We start from the raw sequence: 15,091 nt of genomic DNA on the forward strand, positions 1-15,091 counted from the left end.
TATTACTAGTGATAACTCTACTATCATTATACACAACCTGTATACACAAAAAAACACTTATATCCGAAATCTTTTAAAAATTTCAGTCAATTTACCCTCTAATTGCGTCCAGCTGTTCTCGTGTTATGTATCCTACCGAACACTGTTCCCCGACCTGGACATATGCAGGCATATGATGAACACGTCCGTCCAGGGCTTCCTCATTGGTTTTGAACTTCCCAGTGATGACGACGAGCCGGTGGATGAGCATGGCGATGTCATCGAGCAGTTCCTGGCTGAGAAGATTCCTGTCGATATGGATAAGCGGATTCCGCTTCTCCCGGGAAGGGAACATGATGGACCGGATCCATTTCAGCTCTTCAGGTGTCAGGGCCGCGCGTGTTTTCAGTTCCACCCTGAGGAAAGGCTCCCTGTCCGCTTCCCGGAACGCATCATCGTACTGGTTCCTGAAATGGAAGAACTCGATGCCCGTATCCTCCCACCGCACCAGATACTGTTGATGGTGCTGCTGAATATAGAATAAAGTCCCCTCATTGACGCATATTTCTTCAGTCATCCCGCAGAGTTTTCCCGTCGTCAGTATGACTTTCGAGTAATCCAGGAGTTTCTGGCCGGCAAGCGTGTTCTGTTCCTCTTTCTTATGTGTCACTGTGATCTTCATATCCGTATTGTGTATTTCCATTTTCCCGTCCTCTGCAAACAAACTTTGCAGCCTGAGCGCGGCAAGTGGAGCTGATCCGTGCCCCTTGACAGTCAGTCCTTCAGCGAAATTGGTATTCATCAGGTCTTTTTGGATCAGCTCTTTGATGAGTGTTTCCACTGTTGCGTCAGACGGAATCTTTATCTTTTCGATTGTCAGCCCTGTATCTTTGATCTTCACTTTAAGCTTCATCTGATGCCCTCTCTTTTTCGTATGCTAAAAGATTTTCCAGTATATCCACACGGAGTGCCACAAGGTCGGGATCTTCATAGAATGCACGCACTTTCACATCTTTCAGCTGTCCCTCCCCCTGCGGTATCCGATCCGTGATGAATGCGACGAACGTCACGGCAAAGTCCTCTTTCGGGTTCAGTGCCTGGTAAGGCACATAGAAATCACCGGCGTTGTTGTTGAAGAACGCCTCTTTTTCCGGATCCGACTTGAATTTATTCTCAATCCATTTCTCACCGTACTGGCTCCAGAAGCGCTCTGTATACTCCGCCATCAGTGTACCATCCTTCAGACAGTCGAGCTCCGTGCCCCCGCACCCTTCGGTGAAATCCTCTGCAGGCAGCGAATGGATATGCCCGTACTCATGGATGAGCGTGCGGTACTGGCTCGCGCGGTTCGTATTGTCCCGGATGTCGACCCCAAGCGTCGTCCCTTCCGGCTGTATGTCGACATAGGCCAGCGTATTGCCCTCCCCGTCTGAAAAAAGATTGAAATGGCTGACGGAAGTGATCCGCTCACCAGGAATGATTGCCGTGAACCGTTCCCAGATTTCCATGAACTCTTCCTCAGTGCCTATCGGCAGCTCGTTTTCATGCTCCGCATTTACAAGCTCGAAATCATCATCGACCGCGTAGGTGATGTAGTCATAGCGGTTCCTGTTTTCAATGAAGACGTGCGGCTCGTCCTGTATGTCGACGTATTCCCCGAGTTCCCTGAGGTACCGGTCACCAAGGTCCCGGCACTCTTCCACTGTGGCACAGCCACCGTGATCAACCGGCGCCTGCCAGTCGATATCGGTTTCGTACTCTTCTCCGGGACCGCTGAGCTTCTGCAGCAGAAATACCGCACCGCCGATGATGAGTGCCGCAGCTGCCGCAAGTGCCGCAATCTGGGCGATGAACCGCCCCGCGTCATACAGCGGCGTCTTCGGCTGTTCTGTGAATGTACGCTCGACAGGTGCGCGTTCGATTACTCCGCCGGCTGTCAGTATATCCTTTATGGTGTCGATGCGGGCGTGGTAGTCGGGGTGCGGCGTGCGTTCCGCGTCCTCTGCCTCTGTGTCGTAAAGTGGATGCACATGTACCATATCACCACCGCTTCGGATACTGTATTCACCGCAGGTGAAGACGTGCGTCTCGATCTGATGGTTATTCGCAAATGCCAGCAGCCATCTGAAATCCCGTTCGGCGATGTCCGTCGTCAGTATGAACAGGTCGAAAGCTTCGAGTTTTTTGCGGAACCTTACGTCAGCCTTCACCGTTTCATACAGGTTGCTGCCGGACTCGAAACCCTCTTTTGAAATGCGCCCGTATGCTGCCGACACCTTGCCGGCATAGCGCGGATCCACACCCTGTGACCGGAGGGACTTTTTGACGGCTGACGTGATCTTCGTTTCCTCAGTGCTGAAATTCGTATGTATATAAACGTCGTGACGGGAATGGCTGCCGACGAGGCCTGCTATTTTGAATCCGCCGGCAAGTTCGATGTGCCGCGCGTGTTCCGTATTTACATAGATGCCGCCGGCTGTCAGTATCTTCATCGCACTTCCCCCGTTCATGCTCCCATTATCCTAAACAAGCCGGAAAAATGAAAGAGTTTACACGCAATTTGACAGAAAGTTTAATATTTTTTACACGATATTAATACTTGGTCTATGTATATCGCTGATGCAGCGGCAGGCTGTATGAATTTGAAGTCAGGTACATCGCGCTCTGTGCCTTTATCTTCCGTGAACGGTCCGCGACGACGAGCGCCTTGCCGTACTGCTTTTCGCAGAATGCGAAATCGGCCGCCACCTGCTTTTGTGACCCGTCGCTGAAATGGATGATGGATGTGTCGCGCGCGTCTCCCGGTGTAAACTTCAAGCAATGGTGCAGATTCACCCAGAAAGGATTTTTCTGTCTGTTCACTGTAATCGGGAATAAAACGAAGTGCAGCTGTTCATCGATGATGATGGGACCGAGCCTGTGGATGTCGTGTGCTTTTTTAAGCTGCGTGCGGCGTGCTTTGATGGTTGTGCCGTATGTATGGAGCAAAAGCGTGTCGATCAGTGCTTCGGACGGTTTGGCGGATGGCAGGGTGCGGCCTTTCTGATACACCATGTGGCAGAGGAATTCGGGATGCTGCACCGGTTCGATGTAGAAGACGCCGGCGTTCAACGGATTTTCTAGATTCATGGTTCACCTCTATGTCGTTATGTCTAACCCTATACTCGAATTTATTATAACCCAACTTAAAGTTATTTAACACATTATTAACAAAATATTTTAAATAGTTAACTTAATTGAGAGTTAGGTGTTATTTTGGATTGCTGCTGCGTTCGTTTTTGTGTGCCGACCGCGGCTATGATGGATGCATCCGGAAATACTTTCAGATGTATCGATACATCACAGGGTGATTGTGATGACACGTTTCAAAGCAATAGAAGATAATGAAAATGTGAAATTTGACGGCAAGATTGATAGTAGAAGAAAAAATGAGGAGTTAGTCGAGGAGACCGGAAATGAAAATCCGGAATTCGACACACGCATTGAAAATTACGAACCGATGATCCAGAGCATCATCGGCAGACTCAGCATCCGCTTCGATCAGGACGATTATATGCAGGTCGGCAGGCTTGCTGTGTACAATGCACTGTCCACCTATGACGACATAGCCGCCCGCGGCGCAACGGAATCCCAGTTTGTGTATACGCGAATCTATCAGCGGATGATCGACGAAATCCGCCGGGTCTCCCGCTATACAAGCACTGTCAGTGCAACGGAGGACGACCTGCTGATCGAGAGTGCCGGCGGATGTGGTGCGGACACCGAACTTCGTGCCGAGCTCCGCGATATGCTGGGGACGCTCGACGACCGTGAACTGAAATGGCTGCTGCTGACGCTTGACGGCTACACCGTTGTCGAAATCGCAGCAGCCTCCGGATTCAGCGTGTCGAGCGTGAAGAACTGGCGGAAGAGTGCCCGTGCGAAACTGGGTGCGCTGCGCGGGTAAAGGACGGTGTGGTATCATGCGGCGAGGGGTTTTTATCCTCACGGTAGTTTGGATTTTGCGAACTCAAAGTGTAAGTGGCTACTATTTATTTTGTAAATCCGTCAGAATGTTGATTACAAAAGACGCAAAAAGTAGTATAATGTCTTACATCATTGTTGTGGAGGTATGACGCATGGCAGATGTAAAAGATGAAGAAGAAATCATTGCAGCTAAAGTTGGCAACATAGTTGAATTTGATGGTATGAAAGGAAAGGTTGATAAAGTGAACGACAATTCCGTTATTGTCGACATCACGATCAACGATAACTTCGACGAGCATGAGATGTTCGAAAAGACAGTAGTCAACCATAAGCGCTACACTATCATAGAAGAGTAATTAATATTTTCTTATATTGAAGTTATTCATGGATGTAGTCTTTGCATCTGTGATTCTGATGACCGCCCCGGTTTCTCTTAAGTGAGAGGCCGGGGTGTTTTTATATTGGATTGCATTTGTCAATAGCGGGGTTCCTGTGATGTTTTCCAGATTTTTCAAAAACCCCGCGATCATCGGTCGAAAGTGTAGCGGATTTGCGAAATCTGCTTTTTTATTTCTGAAAAGATCAAATTGGCCAATTTTACCTATATATAGGGTGAAGGGTTTTTTATTCTGAAAATCAGGGAGGCAGTCATGTTTATCACAGAGAGGAACAAATCGAAACAGCATCTATACTTGGAAACTTTGGCAGGCAGGACGAAACTCGATAAGAAAGAGGCGGCGGATCTTGCGCGGTACCGCTCCGGATTCCGGGGCGAGTGTGATTATGATGGCGTGCTGGATGAAGTGGGACACGATAGTCTGCATGTTTTCCGCGATATCTGGCTCCGCATTGACAATAGCGATGTCCAATTCGATACGCTGATTATTGCCGATGCGACCATCATCGTCAACGAAATCAAAAATTACAGCGGCAATTACTCATATGAAAATTCGGTCTGGAAAGTGCGGGGGCGTCAGATCTCCGAGGATCCGGTCAGCCAGGTTAACCGTGCCGCCGGCAAGCTTGTGAAGCTTCGCAATGAATCCGGCTTCCAGTTTGTAATTCAAAAAGAGATCATTTTCATCAATCCGTATTTCATCTTCAGTTCCGGTGACGCCGGCGCCGGCAGCATGAATCTATTTGTAATGCGGAACCGGCTGAAACAGTACTTCCGCAGCCTGGGGAATAATACATCCGGGCGCTCCGCCAAAGTTCTCGCCGAAGAAATTTCGGGGCGTATCATAGAGGATCCCTACCCTGTTCCGGAAACTGATTATACCCGGTTGAAACCTGGGGTGAACTGTTGGAAATGCGGGGGATATGATATTGAAATGAAAAGATTCAATACCGTATGCCGGGAATGCGGATATTCCGAAACAGTGGAAAGGCTGATTGTGCGTTCTGTCGTTGAGTATGCCGTTTTATTTCCGGATGAAGTGGTGACTAAGAAAAGGATTGCAGATTTTTTGGGTGGTTCAGTTAATTTGCAGAGAACACAGCGGCTGATGAAGAAATATTTTTCAATTGTGCCTAACAGTTCCCGTACCTACTATCAGATTACGGACAAAGATTCAAAGAAAATTTTAAAGGCAGGCGGTTATTCTTCGTATTATGAACATGACCCCGACTTTATGTTCGAAACGCATCCCAGAGCGCATAAACTGCAGGCGAATTTCCTGTAAAGGAATGCTGCCTTATTATCGATTTAAGATCTTTGATGAGGTACAAGCTTTCTCTTATTGACGATTTTTATTCAATGATAAGAGATGACTCCCGCTTATCTTCGATTTAAAATCAAAGGCAATTGGGATAGCGTCTCTTATTATCGATTGGCTTTCCATCATAAGAGAAACGTCTGCCTTATCGTCGATTCAAAATCAATAACAATTGAGAGAGTGCCTCTTATTATCGGTCAGTTTTCCATGATAAGAGCGCCCATTGTCTTATTGTCGATCTGCAATCAATAATAAGAGAGAGCATTGCTCTTAGTTTCGATCAAAAATCGATAGTAAGGCACGCCGTTTTTTCGGGATTTCCAGGAAACAACCCCCCACGCCCTGCATCAAAACCTGCAAATTCCGCACACCCTGCCGCGCTCGAAGCCTGAACACCAAAAAACCGCAGACTCCATAAGGATGTCTGCGGTCGCCCCACTCCTACAGATGGTAATGCACCAGATCGAGGAGGTTATAGTCTTCGCTGAGCTGAGAGACTTCCTGGTCGATCAGGGAAACGGAGTGGCCTAAGTATTCGTATGTGCTGGTGCGGGTTTTGAAGTTCAATGAGATGTGCATGACCTGGCTGTTGTGACGGTGGTGGTAAAGCGGGACGGTTCCCTCTTCCGGTACACTGTATGTTTCGTACTGGGAGGCGCTGATCCTCGGGCTGAGGACGGCATTGCCGGTCATGCCATTACCGCCGGCGTCACTGGATTCCTCACCATCACCGCCCGCTTCCTGAAGATGGCTGCCGGTGACGAGCATGCCGACGCCTTCCATATCCTGGAGGACTTCGTCGATTTCATCGCTCCAGTCAGAGATGCAGACGATGACATAGTCGGGGTCGACCGAGTCATATATATAACGGAGCCACCGCTTCACAGAACTGCCGAGGCCTGAGATGTGCAGGTTCGGATTTTTGGCCTTCTCCTCGGGAATGAATGTCCCGCCGTAGCCGGAGAGGACGACGAGTTTCATGCCGTTGATGTTGAAAACATTATACGGTTCGCCGAAAAAGGGCTCTTTTGTCATCGGATGGGTGACGTTGCAGTTCATCCAGGGGAAACTGGAAAAACTCAGCGCGCGCCGCAGCTTCGACACGTTTGAGAGATCCTGATGGTTGAACACGCCGAAATCGTACATCATATAGTTCATGCATGTGATGGCCGGATTGCGGGGTTTTGAAAAATCCTGGTCGATGCCGAGCGAGCCGCCCAGATCACACAGCAGAATGTGCGTATTCTCTTCGTGCGACAAACCGCGTTTGTACCTCGACACTTTGGACAGGCTGACCCCCTGCCGGCCGCCGAGCGACCGGTTCAGGTGCTGGGTGATGATGAGGCTGATGCTGAAAAACTCCTGCATGGAATGCTCCTTTCCTGACTTCGTATTCCGAAACTTTCATTCAAAACTACGTCCCGTTTCCTGCGGGACTTTTATTCATCCAAAACCCATTCTGCCAATAAAAACCCCTAGCCGATCAAAATCCGCTCTTTCGGGTAGTGGTAAGGCAGTTCGTGCTGGCGGCCGCCGATGCTGAACAGGAATGAGATGAAGCCGATGCGCCCGATGAACATGAACATCATGATGATGACTTTGCTCGGTGCGCTCAAGTCATCGGTGATGCCGGTGGACAGTCCGCATGTCCCGAAGGCGCTGGTGACTTCGAATATGACATCGATCAGGTCGAATCTGCTGTCCTCAATCACGACGATGGACACGATGCCTGAAAATACGAGCAGCACTGCGAGTGATACGACGGCGAATGCGCGACGCATATCCTCCTGTGCAATCTCCCGGTTGAATACGTTAACCCGCTCGCGGCCACGGCTGAATGCGATCAGGAACAAAATCAGCAGCGCAAATGTCGTCGTCCGGATGCCGCCTCCGGCGGAGCTCGGGCTCGCGCCGATGAACATGAGTCCGCTCATGACGACCTGTGTGCCGTCGGCGAAAAATGCAGGATCGACCGTCGTCAGTCCCCCGCTCCGGGTGGTGGACGAGGCGAAGAAGCTGTTCGAGAGCGTTTTGAACCATGAATCGTTTTGAAAATAATTCTGTGATTCCATGACGAATATGAAGAACGTACCGACCGCGAGCAGCAGGCCGTATGTCGATGTCGTCACCTTGGTGAACAGCGAGAAGCGGAACTTTTTCTGCCGCCTGCTGAAATACTCGCGGAGTTCTATCAGCACGGGGAACCCGATGGCGCCTGACATGATCTGCAGCATGACGACGAACTGCAGAAAATAGCTTTCCGTATATTCTATCAATGAATTATCGAACAGTGCCATACCGGCATTGGTCGTGGCGGAAACGGACAGGAAGATTCCCGTCATGAGTGAATAGCCGATGTCGCCGGAAATATTCATGAAATAGATGACATATATGAATGCGCCGACGACCTCGATGAAAATCAGTGTCTTGAATATTTCCACGACCAGTTTGACGGCGCCGGCCATCTTTACCTGGTTGTTGTCGACCATGATCTGCATGCGTTCACGGAGACCAATGCGGCGGCCGAAGAACACCCAGATGAGTGTGCCGAGCGCCATGATGCCGATGCCGCCGAGGTTCATGATCAGCATGATCACGATGTATCCGCCGCCGTTGAATGTTTCCGAAATGCTCACCGGAGTGAGCCCTGTCACGGATAATGCCGAGGCGGCCACGAATACTGTGTCGATCAGCTGGATGTCTTTTATACCACGGTAGAATAGAGGAAAACTTAAAAATATCGTGGCGATGAACAGAGCCAGCAGGTAGTAGACGAATATCCATCGCTGGGGACTCATCTTGTAGAAAAACTCTTTAAACCATTTAAGCATCGATGCACCTTCTTTCGATTACATCCAGTATACAAAAAATAATTTCAAAAAACATCCCAATTTTGAAGAGAACCTGGACATCCCGCTAATTACATCCATACCCGTTTTCGCGCGGATACCCGGATTTTCTTCAACAAAAGAAAAAACCGGCCTCCCGGCCGGTCTGAAAGCTTACTCCAGAGTGACTGTCGTCTCCTGGAGTTCACCGTTTCTGTAGTACTCTATCGTCATTTCTTCGCCTTTTTCCTTTTCATAGTACAGGTATTTACGGAGTTCCAGCATGTTCGGTATCGCTTCGCCGTCTAGGCTCACGATGACGTCATACTGCTGGAGTCCGGCGTCTGCCGCCGGTGTGCCTTCCTGGACGTTGCTCACGATGACGCCTTCTGTGACGTCTTCAGGGAGGTTCATCTCACCGACCAGTATTTCAGCCGGCACCGTGTACAGGTCCTGCAGCTGGATGCCGAGATAAGGGCGTGTGACTTCGCCGTTCTCCTCGAGCTGCGTCACGATCTCCTTGACTTCGTTGGACGGGATCGCGAATCCGATGCCTTCAACGGTCGGCATGCTGATCTTCATCGAGTTGATGCCGATCAGGTTGCCGCTGGCGTTGACGAGTGCACCGCCGGAGTTACCCGGGTTGATCGCCGCGTCGGTCTGGATAACGTTGGCTTCCCAGTCATAGTTGCCGTCGCCGTCGATATCGACAGGCACGCTGCGGTCAAGGCCGGAAACGATGCCGCGGGATACGGAGCCGGAGAACGCTTCTCCGAGCGGTGAACCGATTGCGATGGCAGTTTCGCCGACGAGCAGTTCATCGCTGTTGGCAAACTCGATCGCGCTGTCGATCTCACCGCGGTCGACTTCAAGCACCGCAAGATCGGTCCATACGTCAGCGCCGACGATTGACGCGGAAAGCTGTTCACCGGATTCCAGGTTGACCTGGAGCTCTTCGGCACCTTCCACAACGTGGTTGTTCGTGACGATGTATGCCTTGTCATCCGTCAGTTTGTAGATGACACCCGAGCCTGTGCCCGCTTCCTCCGGTTCTGCTTCCGAATTTTCCGTCATCCCCGGCATGAACTGGCCGGCCTTCTGCAGATTGATGACCGAAACTACGGACTGCTTCGCCTTCTGGATGGCAGCAGTCGTATCCGTCACTTCTTTTTCAGTGTTGCCGCTGTCTTCCTGGATCTGCTCCTTGATGTTGTCGATCTCTTCGCGGGCCTGATCCGACATTGCCTCCTGGTCAGATTCGACGGCCGTCTGCTCGCCTTCCTGGATGCCGGTGCCGCCGTCTTCGCCCCCGTCACCGAAGAAGTTGAATAAAAGGATTACAGCGAGGGCGCCGAGCGCCCCCATGATGAGCGGAAGCAGCAGTGCACCGAGGCAGCCTTTGCGTCGTCCGCCGCCTGAGCCTTTTCCGTCATTCCCCGGCGGATTGCCGTCGCCGTCTCTCTGGGTGCGGTCCGGCTCGTTCGGGCCGATATTGTCCCCGCCGTCGTTGCCCGCCGGTATCACACCAACGCCGCCGGCCGGTGCGGAGCGGTCTTCGTAGCCGCTCTCCCCCGGACCGTAGTCACGATCGGGATCAGCTTCGCCCTTCTGCTCCTGGGTCGGCCGATTCGGGTCGGGGGTCGGACTCGCGTTCTTTGCAGGATCCGTGCCGGGTTCCCGGTCAGGACCCGCATCCGGGTTCGGCTGCGGATTCTGGTTCGGGTTCAAGTCCGGATCGGTATATGGCTCCAGATTCGGATCCTCCTCCGGAATAGCGCTCCCACGCCCGTCCGGGTTGTCACCGCGTGCATTGCCGGTGCCGAGCGGCGGGTTCAGATCGTCATCTCCGGGCCTTCCGGAACTGCCGGCAGATGCGCTGTCTCCGGCTGTACGGTCTTCATTCCCGTTACCATTCCTGCGGGCTTCGGGGCCGCTCTGGGATTCACGCATGCGCTCTGCTTCCTGCTGGCGGCGCGCCTGCTCCCGGGGGGATTCATCCGGTCCGAATTCCCTTCCGTCCGCCGGACGGCTATCTTCTTCTGAAAACACTCTGCGTTTGCGGCGATACTGTTCTCTCGGAATAATGTGTTTCTCTCCTCTTTCCAAGTGCGACGCCTCCTGTCAAAAAAATGAACTTAAGTTACATTATAAAGGCTTTAATAGTTGCTTTCCACTGTTTTGCCGCCACCGTCGTCATTCTTGCTTGAGAACCAGCCGACAGCGATGATGATGATCATGACTGCCCAGAAGATGAGCTTCCATGTTGTGGAATGCGGGAAGTCATGCGGGAGGATGCCAATCTGATCATGCGCCAGTGTAAGCACTGCCAGTTTTACGCCGACCCACCCGACAATGACGAATGCCGCTATCTCGAGGCCCGGTTTTTTCTGGAGGATCTCGACGAACCATGTCGCAAAGAACCTCATGATGATGACACCGATCAGACCGCCGATGAGCATGACCGTATACTGTCCGGCATTGACGCCGAAGATGTCGCCGCCGATTTCAGGCAGTGCAAGCGCGATTGCCGCGGCTGCCAGGATGGAGTCGATCGCAAACGCGATGTCGGCGAGTTCGACTTTGAACACTGTCATCCAGAAGCCGCTGCCTTTTTGCTTCTGCGCAACTTCCTCCAGTTCTTCCTGATCGGTCTGCCCCTGTTTTATCTTGACGAGATGCGATATTGATACGTAGAAGAGGTACAGTGCACCGAGTGCCTGCATCCACCACCACTGTACGAGAAAGACAAGTAAAAGAATTGCGATCATACGGAATACGAACGCACCGAAAAGTCCGTAGAAGAGCGCCTTTTTACGCTTTTCCGGATCCAGGTGCTTGACCATCACTGCAAGGACGACAGCGTTGTCCGCCGCGAGCAGGCCTTCGAGCACGATAAGAACGATAAGTACCCATGAATACTCGAGTAATACTGCAAAATCCATAAAAATTCCTCCTGAAAAATTATTGACTGCAACAAAAAAGAGACCCGGAGCCGGAATCCGCGCACGTCTGCGTGCAGATTCGGCCAAGGTCTCACGATACAATGCATCAACATTGCTCAATGCACCGGGATTTCTCCGTAATGACGATGCATTGATGGGTCGCCCCATCCGTTACTCCCCTTCTCCGATGGCAGGTTTTGAAAACCCGTGGTTTCCGTCCGCTGCCGGGAAAGGTGCTGTGCTTATTTTTGTCACTTTCATAAGTCATCATTTAATATAAAGCAAACGCCCATAAAAGTAAAGTGAATTCACTACAGCATGCTGTATAATTTTATTTCAGGATATTTGTCCGTGAACCACCGTGTGGCGAATTCATTTTCGAATAAAAATACCTTCCGGTCGTAGCGGTCGAGCACCAGGTTGGACCGAGGCGAATTCATCGATTCCCTGATGTCTTCCTCGTTTTCGACCCAGCGGGCGATCTTCTTGCCGACCGGCTCCATGATGACGTCCGTGTTGTACTCGTTCTTCATGCGGTGTTCGAACACCTCGAACTGGAGCTGTCCGACCGCGCCCAGTATCGGCTGATTCGTATGCATCGTCTTGTAGTACTGGATGGTCCCTTCCTGCACGAGCTGTTCGATGCCCTTGTAGAAGTGCTTCTGCTTCATGACGTTCTTGGCTGACACTTTCATGAACAGTTCCGGCGTGAACTGCGGCAGTGCCTCGAACTCGACCTTTTTGGCACCCGGGCCGTACAGCGTATCGCCGATCTGGTAGGTGCCCGTATCATAGAGGCCGATGATGTCGCCCGCGTAGGCTTCGTTCACCGTTTCGGTGTCGTCGGCCATGAACATCGTGGCTCTCGACACTTTCGACTTCCTGCCGGTCCGCGCGAGTGTGGCGTCCATGCCGCGCGTGAATTTCCCGGACACGATGCGCATGAATGCGAGCCTGTCGCGGTGGCGCGGGTCCATGTTGGCCTGGATCTTGAAGATGAAGCCGGTGAATGCATCATCCAGCGGTTCGATTTCAGTATCCTCCTTCGTCTGCCTTGACGTCGGCATCGGTGCGAAGTCGACATACGTACCGAGGAATTCCTCGATGCCGAACGTGGAGAGTGCGGAACCGAAGAAGACCGGTGTCAGGTCCCCTGTCGAGATTTTCTCCTTATCGAAGTCGTCGCCCGCTTCCTCAACCAGCATGAATTCCTCCACTGCTGTCTGGAATGCTTCATCCGCTTCGATCGGATGATTTTCTTTTAGTCCGTAGTCATCCGTCAACTGGAGCTTTTCTTCCTCCCTGTACGGGTTGATGGTACGATCCTTGCGGTTGATGATGCCGAAGAAGCTCTGGCCCATTCCGACCGGCCATGTCATCGGATACGTTTCGATCTCGAGTGTCGATTCGATCTCCTCAAGCAGTTCGAACGGCTCTTTGCCCATGCGGTCGAGCTTGTTGATGAACGTGAAGATCGGGATACCGCGCATTTTACATACTTTGAAGAGCTTGAGCGTCTGGGGCTCGATTCCCTTGGCCGCATCGATGACCATGACGGCGGAGTCCACCGCCATGAGTGTACGGTATGTATCCTCCGAGAAGTCCTCGTGCCCCGGGGTATCGAGGATGTTGATCTTGTAGCCGTCGAAATCAAACTGCATGACGGAACTTGTCACACTGATGCCGCGTTCCTGCTCGACTTTCATCCAGTCGGAAGTTGCGAACTTGTTCGATTTCTTGCCCTTCACGGTCCCCGCTTCGCGGATGGCGCCGCCGAACAGGAGGAGCTTCTCCGTGAGCGTCGTCTTCCCGGCATCCGGGTGGGAGATGATGGCAAACGTCTTCCTTTTTTCTATTTCCTGTGTCAAATTCATAAAAATCTCCTTACTGTTTGTCTGCTGCGTCCATGAGCGTGCCGGCGATTTCGGCGCACTCGTCCTCGTCCATCATATGGAAGAGATGTGCGATGATTTCGTCCTCGGCGTCTTCACGCGGCAGTGCCTGGCTCAGTTCCAGGCTGAAATTGATGTACGGTATGCTGATGATGTATGTCTCTTTATCATTGTCGTATATATAGGCGGGTGCGGTCGCGCCGCCGATGTCAATCTTCGTCTGCTGCATATTCATCGCTCCTGTATCTGCGGTACGCGGCGTCCAGTGCTATCAGGTCATCGCGGTGCGGCACTTTAACGTAATCTTCCATGATTTGGTACGGTTCGCGGCCCTTGCAAGCCAGCACGATCGTGTCTCCGGGTGCGGAGATTTCCACGGCGTGCCGGATGCCCGCCTCCCGGTCGGTGAAGGAACGGTAGTTCTCGTGCACCGCGCCTGCTTCAAGCGCTTTGACCAGCATTTCCGGGTCATCGTTGGCCGGATTGTCCGGTGTGAATATCGCATAGTCGGCGCGGGTTGAGATCTGTCCCATCTCTTTTGCTTTCGTCATGTCCCGCTCCCCCGTCATGCCGACAAGGAAGATCAGGCGGCCGGTGACGAAGGGTTCTATCGTGTCGATGATTTTATCCAGCGCGTCCGGTGTATGGGCGAAATCGATGACGATGTCGACCGGCAGTTCCGGATCGAGCACTTCAAGCCGGCCCTCGACCGGTTCCATATGGGCGACCGCCCCCGCGATGCGGGCGAGCTTATAGCCCTGCAGCCATTCGCTGATGACGGCACACATCAGGTTCTGGATGTTGAAGTAGCCGATGAACGGCGAATTGATATGGAACGGCCCGTCCGGGGTATTGAGTGTAAAGTTGAACCCTTCGAGCGTCCCTTCGATGTCCGACGGCCAGAAGTCCGCCCCGCTGTCCATGCCGTAGGAGATGACTTCATGCGGCGTCATGGCGCTGTAGCGTTCCGACCACGGGTCGTCGTTGTTCACTATGATGTATTTACGGTCGCGCACGTTCTGCCCCATCTGGGAGAACAGCAGCCCTTTCACGTAGCCGTACTCATCCATGGTGTTATGGAAGTCCAGGTGATCCTGGGTAAGGTTCGTGAAGATGGTGATGTCGTAATCGATGCCGAACGTCCGGCCGAGCTTCAGTGCATGCGATGAGACTTCCATCGTGAAGACTTCCGTCTCTGCGTCGTTGGCTTCTTTTAAGCGCTTGTGCAGCTTCGTCGTTTCCGGCGTCGTATTGATGCTGTCGTAGCGGTCTTCATTGATCATGAATCCGTTCGTCCCGAGGTACGCGCTGTTCTTGCCGAGCGAGCGGCTCAGGTTGTGGATCATCGTCGCCACGGTCGTCTTGCCGTTCGTGCCCGTCACGCCGATCATCGTCTGGCTCTCGTGCGGGAAGCCGAAGATGTACTCGGCAAAAAGCGCCGCCACTTTGGACGGATCTTTGACGATGAGCAGTCCTGCATCTTCAGGCAGGCCGATGTAGCGGTCCGTCACGATGAAGCGGCATCCGGCTTCGACTGCTTTCGGGATGAAGTTGTATCCGTCGACCTGGTGTCCGCGCAGTGCAACGAAAACGGAACGGGCATCCGCTTCCCGCGAGTCCGTCGTAATGTTCGTCACAGTGTCCGGAAATTCGCCATATGCGGTTTTTATTTTCAGTAAAGAAATCAGCGTCTTCGAATTCATGTTTCCTGCCACCTTTCAACTTTTATATTATACAATATTAATGGTGTGTTTGACAGAGATAATTGA

The 15,091-nt window shown here is 52.1% G+C and carries 14 protein-coding genes; 4 read left to right on the forward strand and 10 right to left on the reverse strand.

Annotated features, from left to right (window positions below; translation table 11 throughout):
* Window positions 1–91 precede the first annotated feature (91 nt).
* The 3 genes from BM271_RS08795 to BM271_RS08805 form a co-directional block, all read right to left on the reverse strand.
* On the reverse strand, window positions 92–892 hold the full coding sequence (locus tag BM271_RS08795) for a hypothetical protein (RefSeq protein WP_046789584.1): 801 nt from the start codon (window positions 890–892) through the stop codon (window positions 92–94).
* Complete coding sequence (locus BM271_RS08800) at window positions 882–2,471, reverse strand: hypothetical protein (protein WP_046791427.1); 1,590 nt, start codon at window positions 2,469–2,471, stop codon at window positions 882–884. Before BM271_RS08800 ends, BM271_RS08795 begins: the two co-directional genes overlap by 11 nt.
* A 112-nt stretch (window positions 2,472–2,583) precedes the next feature.
* Window positions 2,584–3,108 carry a competence protein ComK gene (locus BM271_RS08805; RefSeq protein ID WP_046789583.1) on the reverse strand — a complete coding sequence of 175 codons (525 nt, stop codon included), beginning with the start codon at window positions 3,106–3,108 and terminating at the stop codon, window positions 2,584–2,586.
* Between the two features lie 226 nt (window positions 3,109–3,334).
* On the opposite strand from BM271_RS08805, the gene BM271_RS08810 reads away from it, so the two are divergent.
* The 3 genes from BM271_RS08810 (at window position 3,335) to BM271_RS08825 (ending at window position 5,627) form a co-directional block, all read left to right on the forward strand.
* The gene (locus tag BM271_RS08810) at window positions 3,335–3,925 is read left to right on the forward strand and encodes a sigma-70 family RNA polymerase sigma factor (protein ID WP_234960515.1); all 591 of its coding nucleotides are present in this window, start codon (window positions 3,335–3,337) and stop codon (window positions 3,923–3,925) included.
* A 199-nt stretch (window positions 3,926–4,124) separates the two neighbouring features.
* Window positions 4,125–4,301: a YkvS family protein gene (locus BM271_RS08815; protein WP_162487927.1), complete on the forward strand. Its 177-nt coding sequence runs from the start codon at window positions 4,125–4,127 to the stop codon at window positions 4,299–4,301.
* Window positions 4,302–4,595: 294 nt separating this feature from the next.
* Entirely contained in the window at window positions 4,596–5,627 is a 1,032-nt protein-coding gene (locus BM271_RS08825; RefSeq protein ID WP_046789579.1) for a nuclease-related domain-containing protein, read from the forward strand.
* Between the two features lie 474 nt (window positions 5,628–6,101).
* Here the strand turns inward: BM271_RS08825 and BM271_RS08830 are convergent, their stop codons facing one another.
* The 4 genes from BM271_RS08830 to BM271_RS08845 form a co-directional block, all read right to left on the reverse strand.
* Window positions 6,102–7,028: a bifunctional UDP-sugar hydrolase/5'-nucleotidase gene (locus tag BM271_RS08830; protein WP_046789578.1), complete on the reverse strand. Its 927-nt coding sequence runs from the start codon at window positions 7,026–7,028 to the stop codon at window positions 6,102–6,104.
* Between the two features lie 107 nt (window positions 7,029–7,135).
* The gene (locus BM271_RS08835; RefSeq protein WP_046789577.1) at window positions 7,136–8,491 is read right to left on the reverse strand and encodes a TrkH family potassium uptake protein; all 1,356 of its coding nucleotides are present in this window, start codon (window positions 8,489–8,491) and stop codon (window positions 7,136–7,138) included.
* A gap of 171 nt (window positions 8,492–8,662) precedes the next feature.
* Window positions 8,663–10,594 carry a trypsin-like peptidase domain-containing protein gene (locus BM271_RS08840; protein WP_083413521.1) on the reverse strand — a complete coding sequence of 644 codons (1,932 nt, stop codon included), beginning with the start codon at window positions 10,592–10,594 and terminating at the stop codon, window positions 8,663–8,665.
* 50 nt (window positions 10,595–10,644) lie between these two features.
* Window positions 10,645–11,430, reverse strand: coding sequence for a TerC family protein (locus BM271_RS08845; RefSeq protein WP_046791425.1), 786 nt, complete (start codon window positions 11,428–11,430; stop codon window positions 10,645–10,647).
* A 22-nt stretch (window positions 11,431–11,452) separates the two neighbouring features.
* Between BM271_RS08845 and BM271_RS14165 the strand changes: the two genes are divergently transcribed.
* A complete protein-coding gene (locus BM271_RS14165; protein WP_143544927.1) occupies window positions 11,453–11,710 on the forward strand; it encodes a hypothetical protein in 258 nt (85 codons plus the stop codon).
* Between the two features lie 31 nt (window positions 11,711–11,741).
* Here BM271_RS14165 and BM271_RS08850 read toward each other — a convergent pair whose 3' ends face one another.
* The 3 genes from BM271_RS08850 to BM271_RS08860 are packed head-to-tail and all read right to left on the reverse strand — an operon-like array spanning window position 11,742 to window position 15,025.
* Window positions 11,742–13,304, reverse strand: a complete 1,563-nt coding sequence (locus BM271_RS08850; protein ID WP_046789576.1) for a peptide chain release factor 3 — start codon at window positions 13,302–13,304, stop codon at window positions 11,742–11,744.
* Between the two features lie 10 nt (window positions 13,305–13,314).
* Window positions 13,315–13,551, reverse strand: coding sequence for a YueH family protein (locus BM271_RS08855; protein ID WP_046789575.1), 237 nt, complete (start codon window positions 13,549–13,551; stop codon window positions 13,315–13,317).
* The gene (locus BM271_RS08860; protein WP_046789574.1) at window positions 13,532–15,025 is read right to left on the reverse strand and encodes a UDP-N-acetylmuramoyl-L-alanyl-D-glutamate--2,6-diaminopimelate ligase; all 1,494 of its coding nucleotides are present in this window, start codon (window positions 15,023–15,025) and stop codon (window positions 13,532–13,534) included. The genes BM271_RS08855 and BM271_RS08860 overlap by 20 nt, the downstream gene beginning before the upstream one ends.
* Between the last annotated feature and the right edge of the window lie 66 nt (window positions 15,026–15,091).

It is taken from the genome of Salinicoccus halodurans, assembly GCF_900114445.1.
Lineage (GTDB): Bacteria > Bacillota > Bacilli > Staphylococcales > Salinicoccaceae > Salinicoccus > Salinicoccus halodurans.